The sequence below is a fragment of the Rhodopseudomonas sp. BR0M22 genome (assembly GCF_010907035.1).
Taxonomy (GTDB): domain Bacteria; phylum Pseudomonadota; class Alphaproteobacteria; order Rhizobiales; family Xanthobacteraceae; genus Rhodopseudomonas.
This window is the reverse complement of record NZ_QUMK01000011.1, coordinates 26,555-50,288: the sequence shown is the minus strand read 5'-3', so window position 1 is coordinate 50,288 and position 23,734 is coordinate 26,555. Positions and strand designations below refer to the sequence as shown.

The window sequence follows — 23,734 nt, the reverse complement described above, 5'->3', positions numbered from 1 at the left end:
GATTCCCCTGCTATACAGCCCCTTTCCGCTTACCTGCGCTCGTACGCAGGAGTGAGCCAGAGGAGCCTTCCGATGACCGACAAGACTTCGGGCGACAAGCCTTCCGCGTCCACCTCCGGCTTCCAGTACACCCTCTCCAACCTCAAGCCGGTGGCCCCCATGGACCAGATCACCATCACCTTCCCCGACGGCAAGACCCGCGAATATCCGCGCGGCACTACCGGGCTCGATATCGCCAAGGGCATTTCGCCCTCGCTCGCCAAGCGCACCGTCGTGATGGCGCTGAACGGCACGCTGACCGATCTCGCCGATCCGATCGACGACAACGCCGCGATCGATTTCGTGGCCCGTGACGATGCGCGCGCGCTGGAATTGATCCGGCACGATTGCGCCCACGTGCTCGCCGAAGCGGTGCAGAGCCTGTGGCCGGGCACCCAGGTGACCATCGGCCCGACCATCGAGAACGGCTTCTACTACGACTTCTTCCGCAACGAGCCGTTCACCCCGGAAGACTTCGCCGCGATCGAGAAGAAGATGCGCGAGATCATCGCGCGCGACAAACCGTTCACCAAGGAAGTCTGGACCCGCGACGAAGCCAAGAAGGTGTTCGCCGACAACGGCGAAGCGTTCAAGGTCGAGCTGGTCGACGCCATTCCGGAAGACCAGACCATCAAGATCTACAAGCAGGGCGAGTGGTTCGATCTGTGCCGCGGCCCGCACATGACCTCGACCGGCAAGATCGGCACCGCCTTCAAGCTGATGAAGGTGGCCGGCGCCTATTGGCGCGGCGATTCCAACAACCCGATGCTGACCCGCATCTATGGTACCGCCTGGGCCAAGCAGGAAGACCTCGACACCTACCTGCATCAGATCGAGGAAGCCGAGAAGCGCGACCACCGCAAGCTCGGCCGTGAACTCGACCTGTTCCACTTCCAGGAGGAAGGTCCGGGCGTCGTGTTCTGGCACGCCAAGGGCTGGAGCCTGTTCCAGTCACTGGTCGGCTACATGCGCCGGCGCCTGGCCGGCGACTACGACGAGGTCAACGCGCCGCAGATCCTCGACAAGGTACTGTGGGAGACCTCGGGCCATTGGGAGTGGTACCGCGAGAACATGTTCGCGGCGCAGTCCGCCGGCGAGGACGCCGAGGACAAGCGCTGGTTCGCGTTGAAGCCGATGAACTGCCCGGGCCATGTTCAGATCTTCAAGCACGGCCTGAAGAGCTACCGCGACCTGCCGCTGCGGATGGCCGAGTTCGGCGTGGTGCATCGCTACGAGCCGTCGGGCGCGATGCACGGCCTGATGCGGGTGCGCGGCTTCACCCAGGACGACGCGCACGTGTTCTGCACCGAGGCGCAGCTCGCCGACGAGTGCATCAAGATCAACGATCTGATCCTGTCGACCTATTCCGACTTCGGCTTCGAAGGCGAGTTGACGGTAAAGCTGTCGACCCGCCCCGAAAAGCGCGTCGGCACCGACGAGATGTGGGACCACGCCGAGCGCGTGATGGCTACGGTGCTGTCCGAAATCAAGGCCAAGGGCGGCAACCGCATCAAGACCGAGATCAACCCGGGCGAAGGCGCCTTCTACGGGCCGAAGTTCGAATACGTGCTGCGCGACGCGATCGGCCGCGACTGGCAGTGCGGCACCACGCAGGTCGACTTCAACCTGCCGGAGCGGTTCGGCGCATTCTACATCGACGCCGACGGCGCCAAGAAGGCGCCGGTGATGGTGCATCGGGCGATCTGCGGCTCGATGGAGCGCTTCACCGGCATCCTGATCGAGCACTACGCCGGCAACTTCCCGCTGTGGCTGGCGCCGGTGCAGGTCGTCGTCACCACGATCACGTCGGAAGGCGACGACTACGCCAAGAAGGTGCTGGCGGCGCTGCGTAAGGCAGGCCTGCGTGCCGACATCGATCTGCGCAACGAGAAGATCAACTTCAAGGTGCGCGAGCATTCGCTCGCCAAGGTCCCCGCCCTGTTGGTGGTCGGCAAGAAGGAAGCCGAGAGCCACTCGGTCTCCGTCCGCCGCCTCGGCAGCGAGGGCCAGAAGGTGATGCCCACCGACGAAGCCATCGCCGCACTGGTCGACGAGGCGACCCCGCCCGATGTGAAGCGGATGCACGCCTCGCCTGCCGTCGCGGCCGAGTAAGCCGACAGCCTCGAGCGGGGGCGACCTGCCCTCGCTCACCCGACCGGCGGCAGCGGCATTGCAGAAGCAACCCGCGTCCCTGCAAATGCCGCCGCCTGCCGGAGCGGGTCGAAGCGACGGCCGGAGATCATCCGTCGCTTCGACCGTAACGATCATCAATGGGTCGGCGAGCTTGCCGGCGACGGCGTGGTCGCGGACGGGCTAGCCGCCGCGGGCTTGGCGCTCGCCTGGCCGCTGGTGGTCGGCGCGGCCTTCGCGGCCGGAGCCGCGGTGTTGGCCGCCGTGTGCGGCTGCGCCTTGTCCTGGATATCGACCACCGAGTAGCGGACGCCGTTCTCGACCTGCATCAGCGCGCCGTTAGCCTCGTAGTACTTGCCGGCATCGAGCAGCTTGGACGCCTGATCAACCCCCTTCAGGGTGGCGTCGACCGGAGCAACTTCGAGCGAGACCGCGACGTTGACGTCGTTCATCTTCAACGTCTCGAGCGCCTCCTTCTGCTTACCGGCCTTGAGCTGCGAATTCGCGGTCTTCATCGCGGCCACCTTGGCAGGCACGGCCGAGTAGTCTTCCTGCACCGTGATCGTGCCGTTGATCGGCAGCCACTTCACCGGCGTGGTCGAGGCCGTGCTCTGATGATCGGATTGCTGCGACTTGTCGGCGGTCGGCGGGATCAGCTTCATGTCGGCCTCGGCCTTCAGAAACACCGAGTCGTCGGTCTTGCTCTTCTCGAGCGACTCCATCGCCTTGTTGACGTCCTTGCGCGCCGCCTCGGGCTTGCCGTTGAACAGCGCCAGCCGCGCCTCGCGGATGTCCTGGAATGCGTTGAAGCCGTCCTTCGACAGCTTGGAGAAGTCCTGCGCGGCGACGTGATCCGGAGCAGGCTGGTGATCCGCCGCATAGACGGCGCCGCAGAGGGCGGTGGTTGCGAGAGCGGTGGCGATGAGCGTTGTTCTGACACGAAGCATGATCGTTTCTCCTCAAATTAGCTGTCGAACGCGGTCATCGACTTCCGGTGATCGGTCGGCAGAACCCACGATGTCGAGTTCGCCCGGACAACGGCCGGACTACCGGCCGCGTTTCATTAAACTTCTGAAATCCTTGTGCCGCAGGCACTGCCAACCACCGCGCGCGATCCGTGAAACGGCATCGCGACTTGTTGGAAGCTCTCTGAAACGCGCTCCGGCAGTCGATCGGACGCGTGTTCTCTGCTAGAAGGTCCACCGATCATCATGCGACCCGATCGCCGGAGCCACGCCATGTCGGACGTCATTTCCTTCCTCGAAACCCGCCGCTCGGTGAAACCGCGCGAGATGACTGGCCCCGGTCCCTCGCCCGACCAGCTCGAAACGATCCTGACGATCGGCGCACGGGTGCCGGACCACGGCAAGATCGCGCCGTGGCGGTTCATCGTGTTCGAAGGCGATGCCCGCGCCCGCGCCGGCGAGGTGATCGCCGACGTGTTCGCTCGCAAGAACCCTGGCGCAACCGCGGCCGAGATCGCCGCCGAGAAGGCGCGACTGTTGGAAGCTCCGCTGGTGATCGCGGTGGTGTCGTCGCCGAAGCCGCACCCCAAGGTGCCGGTCTGGGAGCAGGAACTGTCCGCCGGCGCGAGCTGCATGAACATCGTCTCGGCCGCCACCGCGCTCGGCTACGGCGCCAACTGGCTGACCGGCTGGATCGCGTTCGATCCCGAAGTGCTGAGCGGCCTCGGCCTGCGCGGCGACGAAAAGCTCGCCGGCTTCATCCACATCGGCACCCGTCCGAAAGACATCGAGGATCGGCCGCGCCCGACGCTGTCGGAGGTGGTGACGAGGTTCTGAGCCTCGACGGCGCCTCTCCCCGCGCGCAGGCAAAGAGAGCGACGGCGTCGGCTGACGGTTTGGTGAGTTCTACGCCGCCTGCGAGGCCCGTCGTCCAAACCGCATCAGCAGCCCGGCGATCTCCGCAGCCGGCCGCGCCGGACTGAACAGGAATCCTTGCACCTCGTGGCAGCCTTCAGCGCGCAGCGCATCGAGCTGCTCGATGGTCTCGACACCTTCGGCGAGCGTGGTGATGTCGAGGCTCCGCCCGAGCCCGGCAATGGCCCGGACGATCGCCAGGCAATCCGGCCGCTCGGTCAGATCCTTCACGAACGAACGGTCGATCTTGATCTTGTCGAACGGGAAACTGCGTAAGTAGCTGAGCGACGAATAGCCGGTGCCGAAATCGTCCATCGATATCCGCACCCCGAGGCTGCGGAGCTGATGCAGGGTCGCAAGGTTCGCCTCGCTGTCGGCGAGAAACAGCGACTCGGTGATCTCCAGCTCGAGCCGGTGCGGCACCAGGCTCGATTGCGCCAGCGCCGAGATCACCACCTGCACCAGGTTGCGGCTGCGGAATTGCACCGGCGACAGATTGACCGCGACCTTGACGTCGGACGGCCACGACGCGGCCTCCAGACACGCCTGCCGCAGCACCCATTCGCCGAGGCCGACGATCAGGCCGATGTCTTCGGCCACCGGGATGAAGTCGGACGGCGAGATCATGCCGCGCTCGGGATGGCGCCAGCGCAGCAGCGTCTCGAAGCCGCCGATGCGGTCTTCGGCCAGGTCGATCAGCGGTTGATAGTGCAGTTCGAACTCGCCGCGCGCGAACGCCTGCCGCAGGTCGAGCTCCATGTCGCGCCGGATCTGCGCCTGGCGGTCCATTTCCTTCTCGAAGAAATGATGGCAGCCGCCGCCCGCGGCCTTGGCCCGGTACAGCGCCATGTCGGCATTGCGCGACAGCGCCTCGCATTCGTCGCCGTCGGACGGCGCCAGCGCGATGCCGACCGATGCGCCGATCACCACTTCGAGCCCGTCCATGTCGTAAGGCGCGCTGAGGATCTCGATCAGTCGCGCCGCGAAACTGCTGGCCTCGTTCGGGGTGGCCAGCGAGGTCAACACGATCGCGAATTCGTCGCCGCCGAGCCGCGCCACCAGATCGCCGTCGCCGACCTGCTGCCGCAGCCGCTCGGCAACGCACCGCAGCAGCCGGTCGCCCATCGGATGGCCGAACGAGTCGTTGACGTTCTTGAACAGATCGAGGTCGACGCACATCACCGCGACCATCGCGCCGCTGCCGCGCGCCTGCGCCAGCGCCTGCTCCAGCCGCTGCTGATACAGCGCGCGGTTCGGCAGATTGGTGAGCCCGTCGTGATGCGCCATGTGGGCGATCTTGGCCTCGGCCTTGCGGCGCTCGGTGACGTCGACCACGGCGACCAGAAAGCCGTCGCGGCCGTCGAACATCACGGGGCGGCCGAAGGTCAGCACATGGATCTCGGAGCCGTCGGCTTTGACGTGACGCCAGTTGCCTTCGGACTGATAGCTGTCGCGCATCTCCAGCAGCGTCTGGCCATGCGCGATCCACTCCTCGCGCGGCCAGATCTCGCGCAGCGACATCCGCAGGAATCGCTCGCGCGGATAGCCGTAATGCGCCACCGCGGCGTCGTTGACGCTGAGGAATTCGAAGGTCTGGGCGTCGAACACCCACATCGGCATCGGGTTGCCGTCGAACAGCAAACGGAACGACTCCTCGCGCTTCTTCAGCGAGGTGACGTCGGAGATCGTCACCGACACCACATCGCCGAACGCGGTGGCGCTGAGGCTGAGATTGCGATCGCCGCTGTCGACCGCGAAGGTGATGCAGGCGTCGGCATCGACCAGATCGATCAGTCGGCCGGCGACGTCTGGAGCGCAGAGCAGATGATGTCCGACCGACAGCCGGCTCCAGCGCAGCTCGGCAACCGTCCGCCGCAGCAATTGCGACGCACCGTGGTTGACGTGCACAATCTGAAAATCGAACGGCCGGCGGTCGGGGCCGCGGATCGCCGTCAGCGCGACGATGCCGTCATCGGTCGAGGAGAAGATCGCATCCAAGAGATTGTAGCGCTGCGCCTCTTCGTTGACATAGACGCCGACCAGCGGGCCGCCCCAGCGCGAGGCGGTCGGCAGCGCGAGCAGCGTGTAGCGCTGCACGATGCCGTCGCGAACGCAATGCGCGGTGCCGAGATGCGGCCGCTTGTTCTGCAGCGCGCCCGAGGCGGCCTGCGCCAGCGCAGTGCCGCAATCCGGCGACAGCGCATCGAGCGGGATGTCCCAGCGCTCGTCGCCGAGCCATTGCTGCGCATAGCGGCCGGTGCGCGAGACTTCGGGTGTCTCGCCGTCGATCTCCAGCAGCACCAGATGATCGGCGAGCCGGCCGAGGCTGCCCAGCATCACCTCTTCGTAGCTCGGCAGCGACTGCCCGGGCTGAATTGCAGCGTGCCACTTGCGCTGCAGCACGGTTAAATCGGCAGCAAGCTGACTGGTCGAATTTTCGGAAAGTTGAGGAACGGCAGCCGACACGAGTAGCGCCCCGCGGATGAATACTGCGGCGCAGTCGAGCTATTCCCGATTAAGACGATGTAAACGTAGCGCCCCGCGATGCGCAAACCGCTGATTATGAAGGTTTTAAGTCGCGGAATGGTTACTTCGCGTTCACTACTGTGGTGCCGCTGCCTTCGCCGGCCGCGAGGCCTCAGCGCGCCAGCACCTCGACTTCGCCGTCGACACCGTTGACGACGTTGAAGCCTCGCTCGAACACCTTGCCCTCGTTCTTGGCGATGGCGCGGTACTCGCCTTCGGACAGCACCACGCGCGGGAAGGCGCCGATCGATTCCTTGATGACGTCGCCGCCCGGCGTCAGCACCGACCACGAGGTATTGGCGAGCGCTTCGCCGCCCTTCTCGCTCACCAGCTTCAAGGTGATCACAGCGGCGCGGTGGGTAATGGTGACGTCGGTGAGCTTGCCGGCCTGGACGCGGATGTCGGAGCGCACCACCGAGTTGGCGTCGCCGTAGTTGGAGACGATGTAATAAGTGCCTTCCGGCACCAGCGCGACATCGCCGGCCGCGACGTTCGGCAGCAGCGGCGCGCGCTGCGCGTTGTCGAACTGGCTGCCCTTGTAGATCGTGAACGAGATCTGGTTGGAGGGAATTCGCGAACCGCCGACCTTGCCTTCGATCCGAAGACCACCGGCGGGAAGCACGAAATTCTCGCGTTCGGTGTCGGCTTTCACCGTCACCGGCCGCACCGCGCTGACCAGTCCGAGCGCGACGTGCACGACATAATTGCCCGGCGGCAGCAGAATGTTCGGGGTGGCGCCATGATCCTCGCGCAACAGCTTGATCGAGCCACTTTCGTCGGGACGATCGGAGTAGACACGCCAGACCAGGCCGCTGTTGATCACCGGCTGGTCCTTGCCGTAGCGCGCGGTCAGCGCCAGCACGCCCTGCGGAGCAGCGGTCACAGGCGGCAGCGGAGACGCCGCCGGCGGTGTGACCGCGGCGACCGGCGGCTGGGTGAGTGGCGCCGGGAGATTCGGCACTGCGGCCGGGCCGCCCTGTGGCGCCAGACTGATCGCTCCACCGGCGGGCGGCTCGGGGACCGAGGCCGGCGGCACCGGTGGCGGCCGTTCGCCGAATAATTGCGCGGCCGCAGGCTGGGTGAGCGCCACCACGCACACGCCGAGCATTCCCCAACGGGCCGCCCCGCGCAGCCGGCTCCCGATGATGTTACCCCTAAAATCCATCGCGATGGTTTTCACCGAAAACGCGGCAAATTCAAGCCGGTCCGGTGCCGGGCCGGGCTGGCGCAGACCCGAGCGGTAAGGGCGTGTTGTTCGTGATTGCGTCACGATTCTCCCCTAGTCCCAGCCGCCCAAGGCATTATTCATGCTTTCAGAACGCCGTGGCACGATGAAGCGGCGCGAGTCGCGAGCTGGGCCCCCGGCCGCAAGGAACGACGAGTTCAGGAGAGAGCCGTGCTGGAAAATCTGATCGGACGCGGGCATGCCAACCCGCCGGCACAGGACAAGGTCGGCCTCGACAGCATCCGCAGGCCGGTGATCGGGCTGGCGCTGGGCGGCGGCGCGGCACGGGGCTTCGCTCATATCGGGATCCTGCGCACCCTGCTGGCCAATGGCATTACGCCCGACGTGGTGGTCGGCACGTCGATCGGCGCAGTGGTCGGTGGCGCCTATGTCGCCGGTCATCTCGACACCCTGGAAGAGTGGGCGCGACGACTGCAGCCCCGCAACATCTTCGGCTATCTCGACATCCGGCTCAATGGCTCCGGGCTGATCGGCGGCAGCAAGCTGGCGGCGCAGCTCGACGCCACGCTCGGTCAGATCCTGATCCAGGATCTCGCGCAGAAATTCGCCAGCGTCGCCACCGAAGTGGCGACCGGTCACGAAATCTGGCTGACGCGCGGCCGAATCGTCGATGCGGTGCGGGCCTCTTACGCCCTGCCCGGCATCTTCTCCCCGGTGCTGATCGGTGACCGCTGGCTGGTCGACGGCGCACTGGTCAATCCGGTGCCGGTGTCGGCCGCTCGCGCACTCGGCGCCGAAATCGTGATCGCCGCCAACGTCTCGAGCGACGTGTTCGGCCACGGCACCACGATCTTTTCGCACGGCAACGCGATGCCGGCACCGCCCGAGCCAGAGCCCGAGGAAGCTGCGCCCAAGCGCGGCTTCACGCGGTTCTTTTCGCCGGAACGCTTCGTGAAGCAGGAATTGTTCGGCAGCCCCGAACGTCCGGGCATCTCCAAGGTGATGACCGACGCATTCAACATCATGCAGGACCGCATCACCCGGGCACGGCTCGCGGGCGATCCGCCGGACCTGTTGATCTCGCCGCGGGTCGGCCGGATCGGCTGGTTCGACTTCCACCGCGCCGACGAGATCATCGCGCACGGCGCCCGCGCCGCCGAGCGGGCGATCGATTCGATCCGCGAGACGATCGAGGAAGCCGTTCCGCAGCCCAAGGCGACGGTGCCGGTGGAAACCTGAGCGGGCGATCAGATCAAAGACCGCTGCTGGGACGGCGCCTGACGACGCACAGCGCGATCGTCACCAGCGGCGTCGCCAGCGCGACCCAGCACAGCAGCCACCACAGGCCGCCCTCGCCGATCAATGCGGTCAGCAATCCGAACACGGTCGAAGCCGCGAGCGCGACAGGCCACAGCCATTGGCGCCGGAATGCGCTCATGATGCGGCGCTCCCGGCGGACTCGGCATCGCCGCGGCGCGGGCGCTTCGCCCACCACAGATACAGGCCGCTGAGCAGGACCACGATGGTGGCGACGTCGAACAGCGCCCAGATGATCTTCAGCGGCAGCCCGCCATAATCGCCGAAATGCAGCGGCTGCGACATGAACAGTGCGGTTGCGTACCACGGCATGTCGCGCACCGAGACCACCTGCCCGGTCGACGCATCGGCGAGCGCCGGCTTGAGGATGCGGCTGGTGATCGGCGTATTGCCGGTGAGGAAGATCGCGATGTGCGACGGCGTCGCGAACGGCGTCCCCGGAAACGCCACCGTCATCACGTTCATGCCGGGCACCGCGGCGCGGACGTCGCGCAGCACGGCATCGGTCGACGCACGTTGTCCCTCGATCTCGGCAGGCTTCGCCTGCGCCGCCATCTCGACGAGCTGATTGGCCTGCCAGGCGAGTTCGATCGGCGCTGCCAGCGTGTTGATGACGCCGGTGAAGCTGACGACACCGAACCAGGCCAGCGTCACGATGCCGAGCAGATTGTGCAGGTCGAGCCAACTGCGCCAGCGGCTGCCGTCGGTCCGGATGACGCCGAACGCAAGACGCCGTGTGAACGGACCGTACAGCACCACGCCGGACACGATCGCGAGGACCAGGAGAAGTCCCATGCAGCCGAGAAACAGCGTGCCCGGCACACCGCCGAACAGGTCGAGATGCAGCCGGGTCATCACATACAGGAAGCCCTCATTGGGCTGCGGGATTGCAATCTGCTGCCCGGTGCGGGTGTCGAACACCTGATAGTGAAATGTCGCCGGATCGGCCGTCATCGAGGCTGCGGTCGGCACCTTCAGAATCGGATGATCCCGATCGTAGAACAGATACGGCACCACCTCACCCGGCCGCGCCGCGAGCGCGCGCGCGACCATCGAGTCCACCGATGCACGGCCCGGCGGCGCCGTCGTCGCCGCGAGCTGCAGGTCGGGACCAAGCTCGTCCTTGAAGATCAGCGGCAGCCCGGTGAGGCAGAGCAGCAGCGCGAACAGCGTGCAGATCAGGCTGCTCCAGCGATGCAGCCAAACCCAGGCCCGAACAGCGCGCCGCGTCATCGGCGGCGCGCCCCTCTGGCGTCGATCCTCACCACCGGTACCTGATCCCCGCCAGAACCGTGCGGCGATTGCCGAACTGGCAGTAGAATCCCGACGAGCAGCTCGAATAGTATTCATTGTCGAACAGGTTGTTGACGTTGAGCGTCAGGGTCGTGCCCTTCAGACTCGGCGCGACGTTCGCGAGGTCGTATTTCAACGCCGCATCCACCACCGTATAGGCCGGCGTGCGCAGCGTGTTGGCATCGTCGCCGTAGCTGGCGCCGACATGGCGGATACCGCCGCCGAAGGTCAGCCCGGTGACCGGGCCTGACCGGAACGTGTAGTTCGCCCACATCGAGCCGAAGAAGTCCGGCACGGCCTGCGGCCGGTTGCCGATGATCGACACAGTCGTGGATTTCGCCACACGGGTATCGAGGAAGGTCAAGGCGCCGATCAGCTCGAGGCTGTCGGTGACGTTGCCGCGGGCTTCGAGTTCAACGCCCTTCGAGCGGATCTCGCCCTGCTGCACATTGAAGCCCGGCACCGATGACGGCGTCAGCACGTTCTGCTGGCGAATGTCGAACACCGACGCGGTGAACAGCATCGGCAGGAAAGTCGGCTGATATTTGATGCCGCCTTCGTATTGCTCGGCGGTTGTCGGGATGAACGGCTGCCCGTCGGCACCGACGCCGGTGACCGGCTCGAACGACGTCGAATAGCTGACATAGGGCGCGACGCCGCTGTCGAATAGATACAGCAGGCCGGCCCGATAGGTGGTCTTGTCGTCCGACTGATTGGAGCGCGATCCGGCAAGACGGCTCTCGGTGCTCTGCTCGGCCCAATCGTGGCGGACACCGAGCGTGGCGCGCCAGCCGCCCAGGCTGATCTGGTCCTGCGCATACAGCCCGGTCTGCGTGAGCTTCTGACCGCTGTCGATCAACGACGCGAGCGGACCGACCGGCTGATTGTACTGCGGATTGACAACGTCGAGCGAAGTCGCGCCACCGAGCTGGTAGGTCCAGTTGCTGAGCGTGTTCTGATAATCGACACCGGTGATGACCTTGTGCTGCAGGGCGCCGGTGGCGAAATCGAACTGGACGCGATTGTCGGTGGAGAGGCCGCCGACGTCCTCGATCGAGCGCAGCGCCCAGCGCGGGATCGTGCCGGTGGCGGTGAGCGGTCCGCTCATCTGCAGCGACTTGAAATCGATGTCGACGTGGGAATAGCGCAGGCTCGACTTGACGCTGACGACCTCGTTGAGCCGTTTGTCGAACTGATAACCGATGCCGTACTGCTCGCGCTCGAACGAGTCGAAGCCGGGATCGCCGACATTGAGCTTGGAGTTCAGGTATGGCCGGTACTGCAGCGGCGCCAGCGAGGTCGGATACAGCGAGTTGAAGTAGCCGCCCTTCGGGTCCTTTTGATAATAGCTCTGGATGGTGAAGCGCGTGTCCATGTCCGGCGCCCAGGTCAGCGCCGGCGCGACGGCGAAACGCTGCTCGTCGACATTGTCGTAGCGCGTGCCAGAGGTTAGGCCGATCGCGCTCAGGCTGTACAGCCAATGCCCATCCTTATCGAGCGCGCCCTGGCTGGTGATGCCGGACTGGAAGCGGCCATAGCTGCCGCCTTCGACGCGAACTTCATTGTACGGGACTGCGCTCGGCATCCGGCTGATCTGATTGACGAGACCGCCCGGGCTGGTCTGCCCATACAGCACCGCCGACGGCCCTTTCAGCACCTCGACGCGGTCGAGCAGGAACGGATCGATCGCGGTGTTGGCGAAGGCCTGGCCGCGCGGCAGCTTCAGCCCGTCGAGGAAGCTGACGTAGTTGGTCGCGGTGCCGAACGCGCCGAAGCCGCGGATGAAGACGCTGTCGTAGCGGGAATTGGTGTCGGCATCCGACAGCACCCCGGCGCTGTAGCGCAGGGCGTTGGCCACTGTCTGAACGTTCTGGTCGTCCATCTGGCGGCGGGTGACGGTCGAGATCGACTGCGGGGTTTCGAGAACCGGCGTGTCGGTCTTGGTGGCGGTCGCCGAGGTCCGGGCGGCATAGCGATCGGACGTGTTGCTCGCGTTGACCGGCCGCGCCGCGGGCGCCGCAGGTTCTCGCGCCGATGTCCGCGCCGACACCGCACGCGGAGCCGCGGGAGTCGGCTGCGCCCGGCGTACCGCGCGACGTTCGGAGGGCTGCACGGTGACCGGCGGCAACGCCACCGACGTCTCCCGGGCGCTCTGCGCCATCGCCTCCGGTCCGCCCGCCAGCGATAGCGCAACTGCGACTCCGGCGACGATCTTGTTTTCGTGTCCCATCCGCTCTCCCCCAGAACCCTCGCCTTCACAGGCGGGCGGGGAAATAAACGGGACGGGACCGTCCTGTCCAGATCGATTGCCAAGCGATTGCAAATCTGGGATTGGAATTGCTCGAAAGACTCGCCGCGTCGCACCGACGATCAAGGACCTCGATGCCGACTTCCACGACCACTTCCAAAGGCGGCCGCCCGCGCAAAAGCGACGTCGAAGCCAAGTCGCTTCACATCCTCGAGACGGCATCGCGGCTGTTCGCGCAGCAGGGTTTCGCCGCAACCTCGGTCGAGCAGGTCGTGGCCGCATGCGGCGTCGGCAAGGACACGGTGTATCGGCGCTTCCCGTCGAAACTGGCGTTGTTCGAAGGCGTGGTCGAGCATGCCCGCGTGCAGACGCTGGCGCATTTCCAGACCGCGATGGCGACACAGACCGGCGACGCGCTGACGCAGCTCCGCGCCGCGGCGCGCTGGCTGCTGGCCGTCAACCTCGATCCGACGCTGATCGCGTTCAAGCGGATCGCGTTCAGCGAGGCACTGGTGGTCGGACAGGCTGTCGCAAACCGGACCGACGATCCGATCATGGACCGGTTGCTGTCGCTGATCGGCGACGCGCAGAAGGCCGGCGCCCTCGCCCGCAGCGACGCGCGCTTTCTCGCAGCACAGCTCATCAACTGCATCGCGGTCGGGCCGATGCTCGACGCCATGCTGGGCGGCACGACCTATGCGTCGTCCCGCGCCCAGAACGCTTATTTCGACAAGGCCTGGACGCTGTTTCTCGACGGCGCGCGCGCCTGAGCCACGGTCAGGCCGATTTGATGTAGTCGTGCAGCGCCCGCTGCTCGTGCTCGTATTCGGTCAGTCGCGATTTGACGATGTCGCCGATCGAGATCAGTCCGACGACGCGGTCTTGCTCCATCACCGGCAGATGCCGGAACTTGCCCGCCGTCATCCGCTCCATGATCTGACCGACGGTGTCGTCCTGGCGGCAGGTCATCACGTCCCGCGTCATCACCACGCCGACCGGCGCATCCAGCATCGCAGCGCCGCGGTCGGCGAGTACGCGAACCACGTCGCGCTCCGACAGTATGCCTTCGAGCCGGGCGCCGTTCATGACCAACACCGCGCCGATCCGGCGCTCGGCCAAAGTTTTCACCGCCACCGCGAGCCGGGCATCGGCCTCGACGGTGTGGATGTAGCGGCCCTTCGATTCCAGAATTGCACGCACGGTCATGGTCGCCTCCCATAGGCCGCCGGACGAGCCGAGCGGCTCTCGTTGTGACACTTGCAGCGGATCAGTCACGGCGATGGGGCGGAATGGGTACTCGACCAGATCGGCGCAACACGACACCGCGCCAATCCCATTCCGAGCCCGGCGCAAAGCGGCGCCGGGTGCAATGACACCGCAAGATTGCGGCGTTTCGGCGATGAATCACAACTCTCGCAACTGCGAGCGATGACCGCAGTGCATCACGATGTGGCGCTATCGGGCGCGCGCGGCACCGGGTCGAACAGCGAGAACAACAACAGCCCGGCGAAGAAGCCGCCAATATGCGCCTGCCATGCGACGCTGGCACCTTCGTTGCCGATCGCGATCGAACCAATGCCGAAGATGATATTGATGCCGAACCAGATGCCGAGAAACGCCAGCACCCGCGGATCGCGCAGCGCGCGGGTCAGCGGCTGCGCCGGCACCCGCGCCGCGGCATCGGCATCCCCACGCCGCAGCGACAGGAAGCTGCCACGGACGAAGGCGAAGCGAATCGCCGCCGCCATCGCGCCCGACACGGAGGCGGAAGCTCCGATCATCGGCGCCATCTCGTGGGCGTGGGTGACAAGATGCGCGAGCGCACCGGCGGCGGCAGTCACCGCCATGAATACGAAGAACCGCACCGCACCGAATCGTCGCGCCAACGCGCTGCCGAACGGCAGCAGCCACAGCACGTTGAACAGGATGTGGCTGAGATTGGCGTGCAGCAGCGAATAGGTGACGAAGGTCCAGATCTTGGCGCCGGTGCCGCCGGGGAATGGCGCCTCCAGCAGCGTCTGATCGTAGCGCATCGGGATGAAGCCGAAGATCTCGATGGTCCAATACTGGAATTCGGTAGACAGCAGCGTGCGGAGATGGATCACCGCCAGCAATGCGATATAGGCGGTGACCGCCCCCGGCAGGGTCAGGATGGGCTCGCGCGGCGGCTGCGACGGCGACAACGGGTTCTGTTCGAGCGGAGCTTCCAAAGCGGACGACCTGATAGGAGACGCGGGACGGAGGCGCCGGTCCCTTAGAGCACTTTTCGCAACTACGGAAAACCGGCACCGCCGCCGAGAAGCCGAGGCTCGATCATCACCCAGCGCTGAGGTGATTGACCAGAATCGACAGCCCGAGGCCGACCAGCGCCAAGCCCCCGGCCCGCTCGGCCCAGCGTCCGAACGATCCGCCGATCAGCTTGCCCGCCAACATCCCGCCGGTCGACATCACGAAGGTGGCACAGCCGATCGCCGCGGCGATCACCAGGATATTCACGTCCAGGAACGCAAGCGACACGCCCACCGCCATCGCGTCGATGCTGGTTCCGACGGCTGTGGCCATCAGCACCCACAGCGAGCCGCCGACCGCCGCGGCCGCGCGCTCCTCCGCCGGCTTGAACGAATGCAACATCATGCGGCCGCCGACGATCGCCAGCAGGCCGAACGCGATCCAGTGATCGACCGCGGCGACATACTGGCTGGCGGCGAAACCTGCAGCCCAGCCGATCAGCGGGGTGATCGCTTCGACGATGCCGAACACCACACCGGTGCGCAGCGCTTCAAGCAATCGCGCCTGTCGCATCGCGGCGCCACGGCCGAGCGACGCCAGCAAGGCGTCGACCGACATGCCCACAGCGAGCACGGCAATAGATACGGGTGACATTGGGGAACCCATCAGCGGACGTCGTGACCGGACGGAACTGGGGCCTTGTCCGGAACAGGCGCCTGCCGTCACGGTCTCGCTGCGCCGGACTTATCCGGCTGATCGTACCACGCGAACCATGCCGCGAGTCTGTTGATACGACCGCGCGCCTGAGCGCGCCGCTACTCCCCGATGCCGAAACGGTAGTTCATCCGCCTGCCCGGGTCAATAATCACGCAATATCATACACTTGAAGATGGGAAGCAATCTCATCAACGAAAAAGGGAGGGCTCTTGGAAAGCCCTCCCTTGGTCCGTGCCGACATCATTCGCACCCAGCGACGTCGCCTCTCAGGTGCGTTGGCCGGCCTGTTTTTCGGCCACCCTGTCATCACCCGCGCCGACGGTCTGGAGTCGTTCGGTGCAGGAATGACGACACCCTAACGGTCGCCCTGCGCGGGGCAATGCCATAGTTAATTTAACCTTAACGACGTAAAGCCGGGCATGACGCCGCCGTTCGCGCTGGCCGGCATGGACGCTGCAACACGCCTCCTGCACAACATTCCAGGAGCGTTGCGCCGGGCGAATTCGGGACAGTCCTGTCTCAAAGTCGTCAGGCCGCGACAGCCGCGAACCAAGGTCGTCCATGAAGCATCCGTCGAGCCAAGCGTTCTTCGCCTATTGGGACAAGCAACGCGATGGTGCCCCCGCCCCGGATCGCAGCGCGGTCGAGCCCGACGCCCTGCGCAGCCTGCTCGGAGACATGTTCGTCGTGTCCTGCGACGCCACCGGCTATCCGTTCCGATTCGCCGGCACCCGGCTGAATGCCCTGCTCGGCCAGGACCTCAAGGGCGAGAAGCTGACGACCCAGTTCGTGCTCGAGCAACGGCTCGCGGTGCAGGAGCTGCTGGATATCGTCGCGGGCGACAGCATCGCCGTGGTGGCCGGGGTCACCGCAACAGCGTCCAACGCCACCCCGGTCGCGTTGGAGCTTCTGCTGCTGCCGTTCGCGCCGCGTGCCCATACCCCGCTGAGCATGACCGGATTGCTGGCACCGCTCGGCAGCCGGGTGATCGGGCCGCTGACCGGCCTGCGGTTGAACTCATGGCGAACCGCCAGCGAGCAGCCGCGCCGCTTCGCGCCGCGCCGATTGCGCAAGCTGCAGGTGGTGCGCGGCCTGACGGTTTACGAAGGCAGCCGCTGAGGCTCGGCGCAATCCGCCCCAATCCGGTGGATCATGACGCTCGATCGACGTTCGACCGGCGAGGCTGCGAACCCGCCGCGATCGGCCCGGTAGCACTCGCAGGAGCGCTGGATCAGTCCATTGACGTCAGTGATCGCCAGTCGGCCACGGCTGTAGCGGATCAGCCCCTGTTGCTGCAGGGCGTGGGCAATCAGCGAGATGGTGTTTCGTTTCACGCCGAGCATCTGCGCCATCAGGTCCTGGCCGAGCTGCATACAGTCGCTGCCGGCGAGATCGCGTGATTGCAGCAGGCGGCGGCACAGCCGCGACTCGGCGGAATGGGCAGCATTGCATCCTGCGATCTGTTCGGCTCTGACCGATCGCACCCAGTGGTAGCGAAGTAACAAATTGCTGAGTGTCGGGCTGAGGTCGACGGCATTCCGGAAATGCGCACAGTCGATTACCGATGCCGTCGCCGGATATCGAACCACCGCCGTGGCCACCGCCACCGTTTCGTTGACCGCCTCGGCGCCGATGACGCCGTCCCGACCGATCGCCGCGACCTCGATGTCCTGCCCCTTGCTCAGGTGAATCATGCTCGACACGATGCCGCCGTGAGGGAAAATCACCCGCTCCAGCGGCGCGCCGGCTTCGACCAGGATCTGACCGAACTTCAGATCGATCGTCCGCAAATGCGGCCGTAGCAGATCCAGGTCCGCGCCCTGCAATGCCGCAAGCAATTCGTTGGCTGGTTGACTGATCGCCATGATCCCCGCCCCCGGGACTACGCACGACACCGCGCGACGCCCTACGCCCCGTTTCCCCGAGTCTGCCGCTGCAATTGCGGCACCCGATGCACCTTAATCGGTTGAGACACGAGCAAAGTCCACTTCGTACAACTACGCGCTGAGTTCCGCCGGGCGCGATCGGCAGCGGAACTGCTCCCGCACTGCATCAATCGCCGACGCGCGACCGGCGCCGAGTCTGCAACCACTGCGGCAGTGAGCTAACGGGCCGTTAACCGTGACGGCCGTAGGCTGCGCGTGACGGCAGCGCGACCGGCTATCGGAATTTCAGTTTTGTTGTTGCAGAAACCAACGGTTCAGCCGGCCTCGCTCGAGCGGCGCCGCTTCCAGCGGGTGAAAGTTCACCTGCTCGGCCGCTACATGCTGCCTGATCGCCGTGAGTTTCCGTGTCAGGTCGTCAACATGTCGCCCGGCGGACTGGCGCTGCTGGCGCCGGGGATCGGCAATATCGGCGACCGGGTGATCGCTTATCTCGACCACATCGGTCGCGTCGAAGGCAAAATCACACGCATCATCGACAACGGCTTCGCGATGACGTTGGCGGCGACCCCGCGCAAACGCGACAAGCTCGCCGCGCAACTGACCTGGCTCGCCAATCGCGACATTCTCAATCTGCCGGAAGACCGCCGTCACGACCGCATCGTGCCGCGCAACCCGATTGCCGTCCTCACGCTCGACGACGGCAGCCGGATGAGCTGCCGCATCATCGACATGTCGCGCTCCGGCGCGGCGATCGCCGCCGAACAACGCCCGGCGCTGAACTCACAAGTCCTGCTCGGCCGTGTCGCCGCTCACGTCGTCCGTCATCTCGACGACGGCTTCGCGCTGGAGTTCACTCACGAGCAGCTCGAGGAAACTCTCGAAGACAACGTTACCGCGCGGTGAACGAAATCACCCGCGGCGAACGCCGTTTCGGCGCTCCAGCAGCGCGATAATTCCCCCTCCACACCATCATCGGACCCGTGTGCGCCCTTAGCGGCAGGGTTAACGCACGCACTTGCGCGTGTGACCAAACCGCGTCCCGCGGCAATTTTCGCGTTAATTCCTCAAATTTGAATCAATTCCCGATCGTTCGAATTTTAGTTAAATTCGATTCAAGTATAAATCGAATTCGCGGCTAGTTTTATGAGTATTCGCCTCGACTTTACTTAGTCGACTTAGCGGCCCTGCAAATCGTCTGTGCAAATCATGGTCCCAACAAGAAAACGGGGGCCACAATGTCGGGCAACAGGGGATTTCGGGGGCTGGCGGTGATCGCCGCCGTCGTCGCGCTGACCGCGACGGCGCAAGCTGAAAACAGAGTTCGCTACGCCAGCGTCGGCGACGAGGCGCGCGCGCCGATCGGTTGGGTCGATTTCTGCGCGGACAATCCTGCGGAATGCCGGGGCGGTCGCAGCCAGGCTCGCGATATCGTTCTCACGCAGACCGCTTGGCAGGATCTGCTGAAGGTCAATCGCTGGGTCAACGACAACGTCAAACCGCTGACCGACATGGACCATTGGGGCGTGATCGAAAAGTGGTCGTTGCCGACCGACGGTTACGGCGATTGCGAAGACTACGTGCTGTTGAAGCGCAAGATGCTGATCGACGCCGGATGGCCGCGCGAAGCGCTGCTGATCACCGTGGTCCGCGACAAGAAGAACGAAGGCCACGCGGTGCTGACAGTGAAGACCGACAAAGGCGAATTCATCCTCGACAACCAGAACGAGGACGTCGTCGCCTGGACCGAGACCGGCTACCGCTTCGTCAAGCGTCAGTCTCAGAGCGATCCGAACACCTGGGTCGCACTCGGCGACGGCCGTCCGGCAGTGGCCACCGCCAGCGCCAGACAGCGCTGACCACGATCGACACATCAGGAGAAACGCGACCCGGTCGAATCCCCACCCCTCCCCGTCCCAGACCGGATCGTGCGTGGCCAGCCTCCCCCAAGGCTGGCCACAACTTTTTGCGGGAACCGAAAAGCGCGAAAGGCTGGCTCAGGACTCGTCGACGACGCGCTGCATCGCCTGCTTGGTGCGGTGCTTCAGCCGCTCGAGCTTGGCTTTGACGTCGTTGAGCGCTTCGGCGTCGAAGTCGCTGAAGATGTATTCGTGCAACGCTTCCCAGCGCGGCGAAAGACGTTCGATCTTGGCCCGCGCCTCACCGGACAGCGACATCAGCACGACGCGGGCATCCGCGGTCGAAGGCACGCGATTGAGCAGCCCGAGCCGTTCCAGGATCTTGGTTTGGGTGGTCACGAAGGTCGAGACCGCGTGGATCTTCTGCGACACCTCCCCGACCGAAACGCCATTGCCCTGATCGAGATCGGCGATCGCCATCAGAATCAGCCATTGCGAGCCGCTGATGCCGAACAGCTTGGCCCACGCCCGTCGCATGTCCTCGAGGTTGTTGCTGATCGAGACGAAATCCCAGATCACCTGGTAGGACAGCCCGAAATCCCGATGCGCGCAGGCCTGCGGAGAGCCCGGCAGCTCGCCGACATCGACCACGGGGGCCGACGATTCCACCGATGTGGTCGGCCCAGCGGGCTCGCTATGATGCGATACCCTGCTCCGATGCGGCATCCCGCGCCCTCCGAATCATGCCCGAACAGTCTTTTGTTGTTTGTCGACTCGGACGAACCCGAAATCGCGGCGCAGCCGGGACCATGCTATGTACGCAATCCTGAGCTGGGACCAAAGGTACCAATTTCCGTTCCTGCCGTACCGTTGTTCGTCACACACGCCCCCTACGGATCTTGCGCTGGCTGAAAACCTTATTGGATTCAAGCCGATCGCTCCATTCGCAGCGGATCCGTCGCGGCGTCGAACAAATCCGACGGACGGAATTCGGTCGTGACAGAATCATGACGCCCTGTTGCTGCAATACCACAGCCTCGGCCGATGACGCGTCGCATCATCGCTCGATCCTTTCGTTAGCTATTTTTGTTATGTATCTAGTTCCCTGACGGAGGGGGGCAACCTCGAAGTCGTCCCGGCTCAACCTGTCCGGCGCCAAGGCAACGGACAGTCGGGTTCACGGGGGAGGCCGTTTCCGGCGCTCAGCACCGGTCGGCAAGCCCTTTAGGCAAACTTGGAGGTTTACGATGAATTTTGCGAAGAGCCTTATGCTCGGTGGTGCGGCGCTTCTCGTCGCCACCGCTGGTGCGCAGGCGGCCGATCTTCCGCTCAAGGCCAAGGCGGTCGAGTATGTGAAGGTCTGCTCGCTGTATGGCGCCGGCTTCTACTACGTCCCGGGCACCGACACCTGCATCAAGCTCGGCGGCTTCATCCGCGCCGAGTACGCGTTCAATGCCGGCGGCATGACCGAGACCCCGTCGTGGAACAGCGCCGCCGGTCAGGGCAACCGGACGGCGAACAACACCATCTATCGTTCGCGCGCCGACTTGAACATCGACACCCGCACCGCCACCGAATACGGTGTGGTTCGCACCTACTTCGACGCCGTGTTCACCTGGACCAGCGGTGCGCCGGTCGCCGGCGGTGACACCCCCGGCGTGTACTTCGCATTCGTGCAGTTCGCCGGCTTCACCTTCGGTAAGGCGGTTTCGCAGTTCTCGACCCCGTGGAACGGCGCCCCCGGCAACATCACCTCGAACCTGCTCGGCGGCGACGACACCTCGACCGGCATCAACCAGATCAGCTACACCGCCGAATTCGGCAACGGCGTGTCGGCCTCGATCAGCCTCGAAGACCAGAGCAGCTATCGCTGGGCGCAGGGCGTTTCCAACGTCATCAACGCCAACGGCGGCACCGCGGCTTCCTGGCTGCAGGGCACCGGCAACGGCACCAGCTACACTGCTGGCACCGACGTTCCGGACATCGTCGGCAAGGTCCGCGTCGATCAGGCCTGGGGCTTGTTCCAGGTGTCGGCCGCGGCTCACCAGGTCCGCGCCAGCTACTACAATCCTGCGCTGGAGACCTCTGGCCATCCGAGCGACAAGTGGGGCTTCGCGGTGCTCGCCGCCCTCTCGCTCAAGAACCTGCCGACCGGCCCTGGCGACTCGATCAACCTCGACGCCACCTATGCTGACGGCGCGACCCGTTACGTGATCGGCGGCACCAGCCCGAACGCGTTCGCGATGTACAGCAGCAGCGGCGTCGGCGCGTATCAGAGCGTCGGCTTCGGCGCTGCTCCGGACGGCGTGTTCGCCGGCACCAACAACCTCAACGGCACCGGCATCTCGACCGTTAAGGCCTGGGGCATCCGCGGTGCCTTCAACCACAACTGGAACCCCTACTGGGCGACCTCGATCTTCGGCGCGTACTCGTCGGTCGACTTCGGTGGCACCGGCGGCGCCCTGTACAACGCGGCTCTGGCTGCGGCTGTTCCGGGCTTCGGCACCACCTACACCGGCAACCCGAACTTCAACATCGCTCAGATCGGTGTCCGCACCGCCTGGACCCCGGTCAAGAACCTGACGTTCTCGGGCGAAGTGATGTGGATGCGCCTCGACCAGAACTACTCGGGCGTGACCGCTGCGGCGATCTCTCCGACCGCGACCAAGCCGACTGCGGTGTACGAGTTCAAGGATCAGGACACTGTGGTGGGCGCGGTTCGCGTCCAGCGCACCTTCTAAGTCCAAAGCAACTTGTAAACCTCCAAGGAACCTCCGGCGATGCCCCGCCGGAGGTTTTCCTTTTTGAGCACCGCTCAGCGCGTCGAGTTCTCTCCGCGCTTCTGAAGGCCGAGCAGGTCTTCCGTGACAGCCCGCCCCGCGTCGCTATTGGAACGTTTATCAAGCTCTGAACTTGACGTCGCGGAGACCACGCGATGCGCAAGCTGATCGGCTTCGACGCCGACACTCTCGACAAGCTGAAGCAGCTCGGCCGCGATCGGATGGCGACGTTACAAGAACTCGCCGACGAAGCCTTCGCCGATCTGCTCAGGAAGCACGGCGTTCCGATCGACCTGAAGGACGCGCTGCGCAAGAGCGCAGCGGACACGCCGCATCGCAAACATTGAGGAGCAGCCGATGTCAGCCGATCCGGATCCGTTCACGCTGGGCGAACGTGCGGCACGCCAGAACATCCCAGCCGAGGCAAATCCATATCACGACGGCAGCGAAGAACACGCGCTGTGGGCGGCCGGCCACGAGCGGATCGCAACCGCGATCGAGGCGAGCGAAGCGGAAGGAACCTGAGCGCGGCGGCCGCGCACATTCACCCGATCTTCTTCAGGCCCTTGGCGTAGCGCTGGCCGTTGACGACGTAAAATCCGGCTCCGGCCAGCATCGCCTGGACCTGTTCCGGCGTCAGCGTGCGCGCGACTTTGGCAGGCGCGCCGAGGATCAGCGAATTCTCCGGGAACGATTTGCCCTCGGTGACCACGGCGCCGGCACCGACCACGCAGCCGCGCGCCAGCTTGGCGCCGTTCATCACGATGGCCCCCATCCCGATCAGCACGCTGTCTTCGATCGTGCAGCCGTGCAGGATGACGTTGTGCCCGATGGTGCAGCCCTTGCCGACTTTGAGTGGAAAGCCGGGATCGGTGTGGCAGGTGGTGCCGTCCTGGACGTTGGAGCCCTCGCCGATCTCGATCCACTCGTTGTCGCCGCGCATCACGGCACCGAACCAGACCGACACCGAAGCGCCGAGCCGGACCTTGCCGATGACCGACGCACTATCGGCAATGAAGTAATTTCCATCCGCCGGAAGCTCGGGCCGCTGCCCGTCGAGTTCGTAGATCGCCATCGCAGTCTCCTGTCTTCGGCTTCGTCATGACAACGCGAAGCCGGCGACGCAATGGTTTTCAGGCGAACACGCCGAGCGACTGCAGCGTCATCAGCACCACCGTTCCGGACATCAGACTCCAGAAGCCGGCGAGCACGGTCGCGAGCATCACGAATTGCGCACGGCGGAGATCGGAGGTGCGCGGACCGGTCAGGGTGTTGCGCATGATGATGAAGGGTGCCGCGAACATCAGAAACGGCAACGCCGCGAAGCTCTGCGGCACCACGCCCTGCTGCAGCAGGCCGAACCCGGCCGGGCGCTGCGCCAGCGCCTGATAGGCGCTGGTCAATGCACCGGCGACAGCAAAGCCGATCAGAAGCGAGAACAGGTTGTTGAGGGCATCGGGCGACATCGGCGGCTTCCGGCTCGATCAGGACGGCCCCAGGTGTCGCAAAATCCAGCGCCGGCCGCCACGACAGCCTTAAGAAAAGGTTAACGCGCGACGGAAGAATTGCTGCCGTGCGCCGCACAATCCCGTTCGGTGCCGAATCGGCGCGTGGCATAGTCGAATCTGATTCGTGTGCCGGACCTCT

Annotated in this window: 23 protein-coding genes; 10 read left to right on the top strand and 13 right to left on the bottom strand. The window is 65.1% G+C overall.

The window, feature by feature from the left end; translation table 11 throughout:
• The first annotated feature begins 72 nt into the window (after positions 1-72).
• Entirely contained in the window at positions 73-2,151 is a 2,079-nt protein-coding gene (gene thrS / locus DY468_RS05355; RefSeq protein ID WP_164603099.1) for a threonine--tRNA ligase, read from the top strand.
• A gap of 155 nt (positions 2,152-2,306) precedes the next feature.
• Here thrS and DY468_RS05350 read toward each other — a convergent pair whose 3' ends face one another.
• Positions 2,307-3,116, bottom strand: a complete 810-nt coding sequence (locus DY468_RS05350; RefSeq protein ID WP_164603097.1) for a YfdX family protein — start codon at positions 3,114-3,116, stop codon at positions 2,307-2,309.
• 291 nt (positions 3,117-3,407) lie between these two features.
• Between DY468_RS05350 and DY468_RS05345 the strand changes: the two genes are divergently transcribed.
• On the top strand, positions 3,408-3,971 hold the full coding sequence (locus DY468_RS05345) for a nitroreductase family protein (protein ID WP_164603095.1): 564 nt from the start codon (positions 3,408-3,410) through the stop codon (positions 3,969-3,971).
• 69 nt (positions 3,972-4,040) lie between these two features.
• On the opposite strand, the gene DY468_RS05340 is transcribed toward DY468_RS05345, so the two are convergent.
• Together DY468_RS05340 and DY468_RS05335 are read right to left on the bottom strand one after the other, a co-directional pair.
• Positions 4,041-6,515: a putative bifunctional diguanylate cyclase/phosphodiesterase gene (locus DY468_RS05340; protein ID WP_164603094.1), complete on the bottom strand. Its 2,475-nt coding sequence runs from the start codon at positions 6,513-6,515 to the stop codon at positions 4,041-4,043.
• A 172-nt stretch (positions 6,516-6,687) separates the two neighbouring features.
• A complete protein-coding gene (locus DY468_RS05335; RefSeq protein WP_246700893.1) occupies positions 6,688-7,683 on the bottom strand; it encodes an RgsD C-terminal domain-containing protein in 996 nt (331 codons plus the stop codon).
• 288 nt (positions 7,684-7,971) lie between these two features.
• Here DY468_RS05335 and DY468_RS05330 point away from each other — a divergent pair, with 288 nt between their 5' ends.
• A complete protein-coding gene (locus DY468_RS05330) occupies positions 7,972-9,000 on the top strand; it encodes a patatin-like phospholipase family protein (RefSeq protein WP_164603089.1) in 1,029 nt (342 codons plus the stop codon).
• 13 nt (positions 9,001-9,013) lie between these two features.
• On the opposite strand, the gene DY468_RS05325 is transcribed toward DY468_RS05330, so the two are convergent.
• From DY468_RS05325 to DY468_RS05315, 3 genes are read right to left on the bottom strand one after another with little or no spacing between them, the layout of a single operon-like run.
• Positions 9,014-9,199, bottom strand: coding sequence for a hypothetical protein (locus DY468_RS05325; RefSeq protein ID WP_164603087.1), 186 nt, complete (start codon positions 9,197-9,199; stop codon positions 9,014-9,016).
• The gene (locus tag DY468_RS05320) at positions 9,196-10,311 is read right to left on the bottom strand and encodes a PepSY-associated TM helix domain-containing protein (RefSeq protein WP_164603085.1); all 1,116 of its coding nucleotides are present in this window, start codon (positions 10,309-10,311) and stop codon (positions 9,196-9,198) included. Before DY468_RS05320 ends, DY468_RS05325 begins: the two co-directional genes overlap by 4 nt.
• Positions 10,312-10,339: 28 nt before the next feature.
• Positions 10,340-12,601, bottom strand: a complete 2,262-nt coding sequence (locus DY468_RS05315) for a TonB-dependent siderophore receptor (protein ID WP_164603083.1) — start codon at positions 12,599-12,601, stop codon at positions 10,340-10,342.
• 152 nt (positions 12,602-12,753) lie between these two features.
• Here DY468_RS05315 and DY468_RS05310 point away from each other — a divergent pair, with 152 nt between their 5' ends.
• Positions 12,754-13,389: a TetR/AcrR family transcriptional regulator gene (locus DY468_RS05310; RefSeq protein WP_164603081.1), complete on the top strand. Its 636-nt coding sequence runs from the start codon at positions 12,754-12,756 to the stop codon at positions 13,387-13,389.
• Positions 13,390-13,396: 7 nt separating this feature from the next.
• Here DY468_RS05310 and DY468_RS05305 read toward each other — a convergent pair whose 3' ends face one another.
• The 3 genes from DY468_RS05305 to DY468_RS05295 form a co-directional block, all read right to left on the bottom strand.
• Positions 13,397-13,825: a CBS domain-containing protein gene (locus tag DY468_RS05305; RefSeq protein WP_164603079.1), complete on the bottom strand. Its 429-nt coding sequence runs from the start codon at positions 13,823-13,825 to the stop codon at positions 13,397-13,399.
• Positions 13,826-14,061: 236 nt separating this feature from the next.
• Positions 14,062-14,829 carry a rhomboid family intramembrane serine protease gene (locus DY468_RS05300; protein ID WP_164603077.1) on the bottom strand — a complete coding sequence of 256 codons (768 nt, stop codon included), beginning with the start codon at positions 14,827-14,829 and terminating at the stop codon, positions 14,062-14,064.
• Between the two features lie 106 nt (positions 14,830-14,935).
• Positions 14,936-15,502 (bottom strand): manganese efflux pump MntP, encoded by a 567-nt coding sequence (locus DY468_RS05295; protein ID WP_164603075.1) that lies wholly within the window; start codon positions 15,500-15,502, stop codon positions 14,936-14,938.
• A 624-nt stretch (positions 15,503-16,126) separates the two neighbouring features.
• On the opposite strand from DY468_RS05295, the gene DY468_RS05290 reads away from it, so the two are divergent.
• Positions 16,127-16,684 (top strand): PAS domain-containing protein, encoded by a 558-nt coding sequence (locus DY468_RS05290; protein WP_164603073.1) that lies wholly within the window; start codon positions 16,127-16,129, stop codon positions 16,682-16,684.
• Here the strand turns inward: DY468_RS05290 and DY468_RS05285 are convergent.
• The gene (locus DY468_RS05285) at positions 16,666-17,430 is read right to left on the bottom strand and encodes a Crp/Fnr family transcriptional regulator (protein WP_164603071.1); all 765 of its coding nucleotides are present in this window, start codon (positions 17,428-17,430) and stop codon (positions 16,666-16,668) included. The two genes, DY468_RS05290 and DY468_RS05285, sit on opposite strands and share 19 nt — an antisense overlap.
• A gap of 312 nt (positions 17,431-17,742) precedes the next feature.
• On the opposite strand from DY468_RS05285, the gene DY468_RS05280 reads away from it, so the two are divergent.
• Together DY468_RS05280 and DY468_RS05275 are read left to right on the top strand one after the other, a co-directional pair.
• Positions 17,743-18,354 carry a PilZ domain-containing protein gene (locus DY468_RS05280; RefSeq protein WP_164603069.1) on the top strand — a complete coding sequence of 204 codons (612 nt, stop codon included), beginning with the start codon at positions 17,743-17,745 and terminating at the stop codon, positions 18,352-18,354.
• Positions 18,355-18,686: 332 nt separating this feature from the next.
• Positions 18,687-19,307 (top strand): transglutaminase-like cysteine peptidase, encoded by a 621-nt coding sequence (locus DY468_RS05275; protein ID WP_164603067.1) that lies wholly within the window; start codon positions 18,687-18,689, stop codon positions 19,305-19,307.
• A gap of 138 nt (positions 19,308-19,445) precedes the next feature.
• On the opposite strand, the gene DY468_RS05270 is transcribed toward DY468_RS05275, so the two are convergent.
• Positions 19,446-19,976: a MarR family winged helix-turn-helix transcriptional regulator gene (locus DY468_RS05270; protein WP_502706210.1), complete on the bottom strand. Its 531-nt coding sequence runs from the start codon at positions 19,974-19,976 to the stop codon at positions 19,446-19,448.
• 578 nt (positions 19,977-20,554) lie between these two features.
• Here DY468_RS05270 and DY468_RS05265 point away from each other — a divergent pair.
• The 3 genes from DY468_RS05265 to DY468_RS24590 all read left to right on the top strand — a co-directional run bounded on the left by DY468_RS05265 (position 20,555) and on the right by DY468_RS24590 (position 22,612).
• Positions 20,555-22,048 carry a porin gene (locus DY468_RS05265; protein ID WP_164603063.1) on the top strand — a complete coding sequence of 498 codons (1,494 nt, stop codon included), beginning with the start codon at positions 20,555-20,557 and terminating at the stop codon, positions 22,046-22,048.
• A 194-nt stretch (positions 22,049-22,242) separates the two neighbouring features.
• Positions 22,243-22,434, top strand: a complete 192-nt coding sequence (locus DY468_RS05260; RefSeq protein WP_164603061.1) for a hypothetical protein — start codon at positions 22,243-22,245, stop codon at positions 22,432-22,434.
• A 10-nt stretch (positions 22,435-22,444) separates the two neighbouring features.
• Positions 22,445-22,612 (top strand): hypothetical protein, encoded by a 168-nt coding sequence (locus tag DY468_RS24590; protein WP_205512009.1) that lies wholly within the window; start codon positions 22,445-22,447, stop codon positions 22,610-22,612.
• 19 nt (positions 22,613-22,631) lie between these two features.
• On the opposite strand, the gene DY468_RS05255 is transcribed toward DY468_RS24590, so the two are convergent.
• Entirely contained in the window at positions 22,632-23,162 is a 531-nt protein-coding gene (locus tag DY468_RS05255; RefSeq protein WP_164603059.1) for a gamma carbonic anhydrase family protein, read from the bottom strand.
• 58 nt (positions 23,163-23,220) lie between these two features.
• Positions 23,221-23,553, bottom strand: a complete 333-nt coding sequence (locus DY468_RS05250) for a DUF6949 family protein (RefSeq protein ID WP_164603057.1) — start codon at positions 23,551-23,553, stop codon at positions 23,221-23,223.
• Between the last annotated feature and the right edge of the window lie 181 nt (positions 23,554-23,734).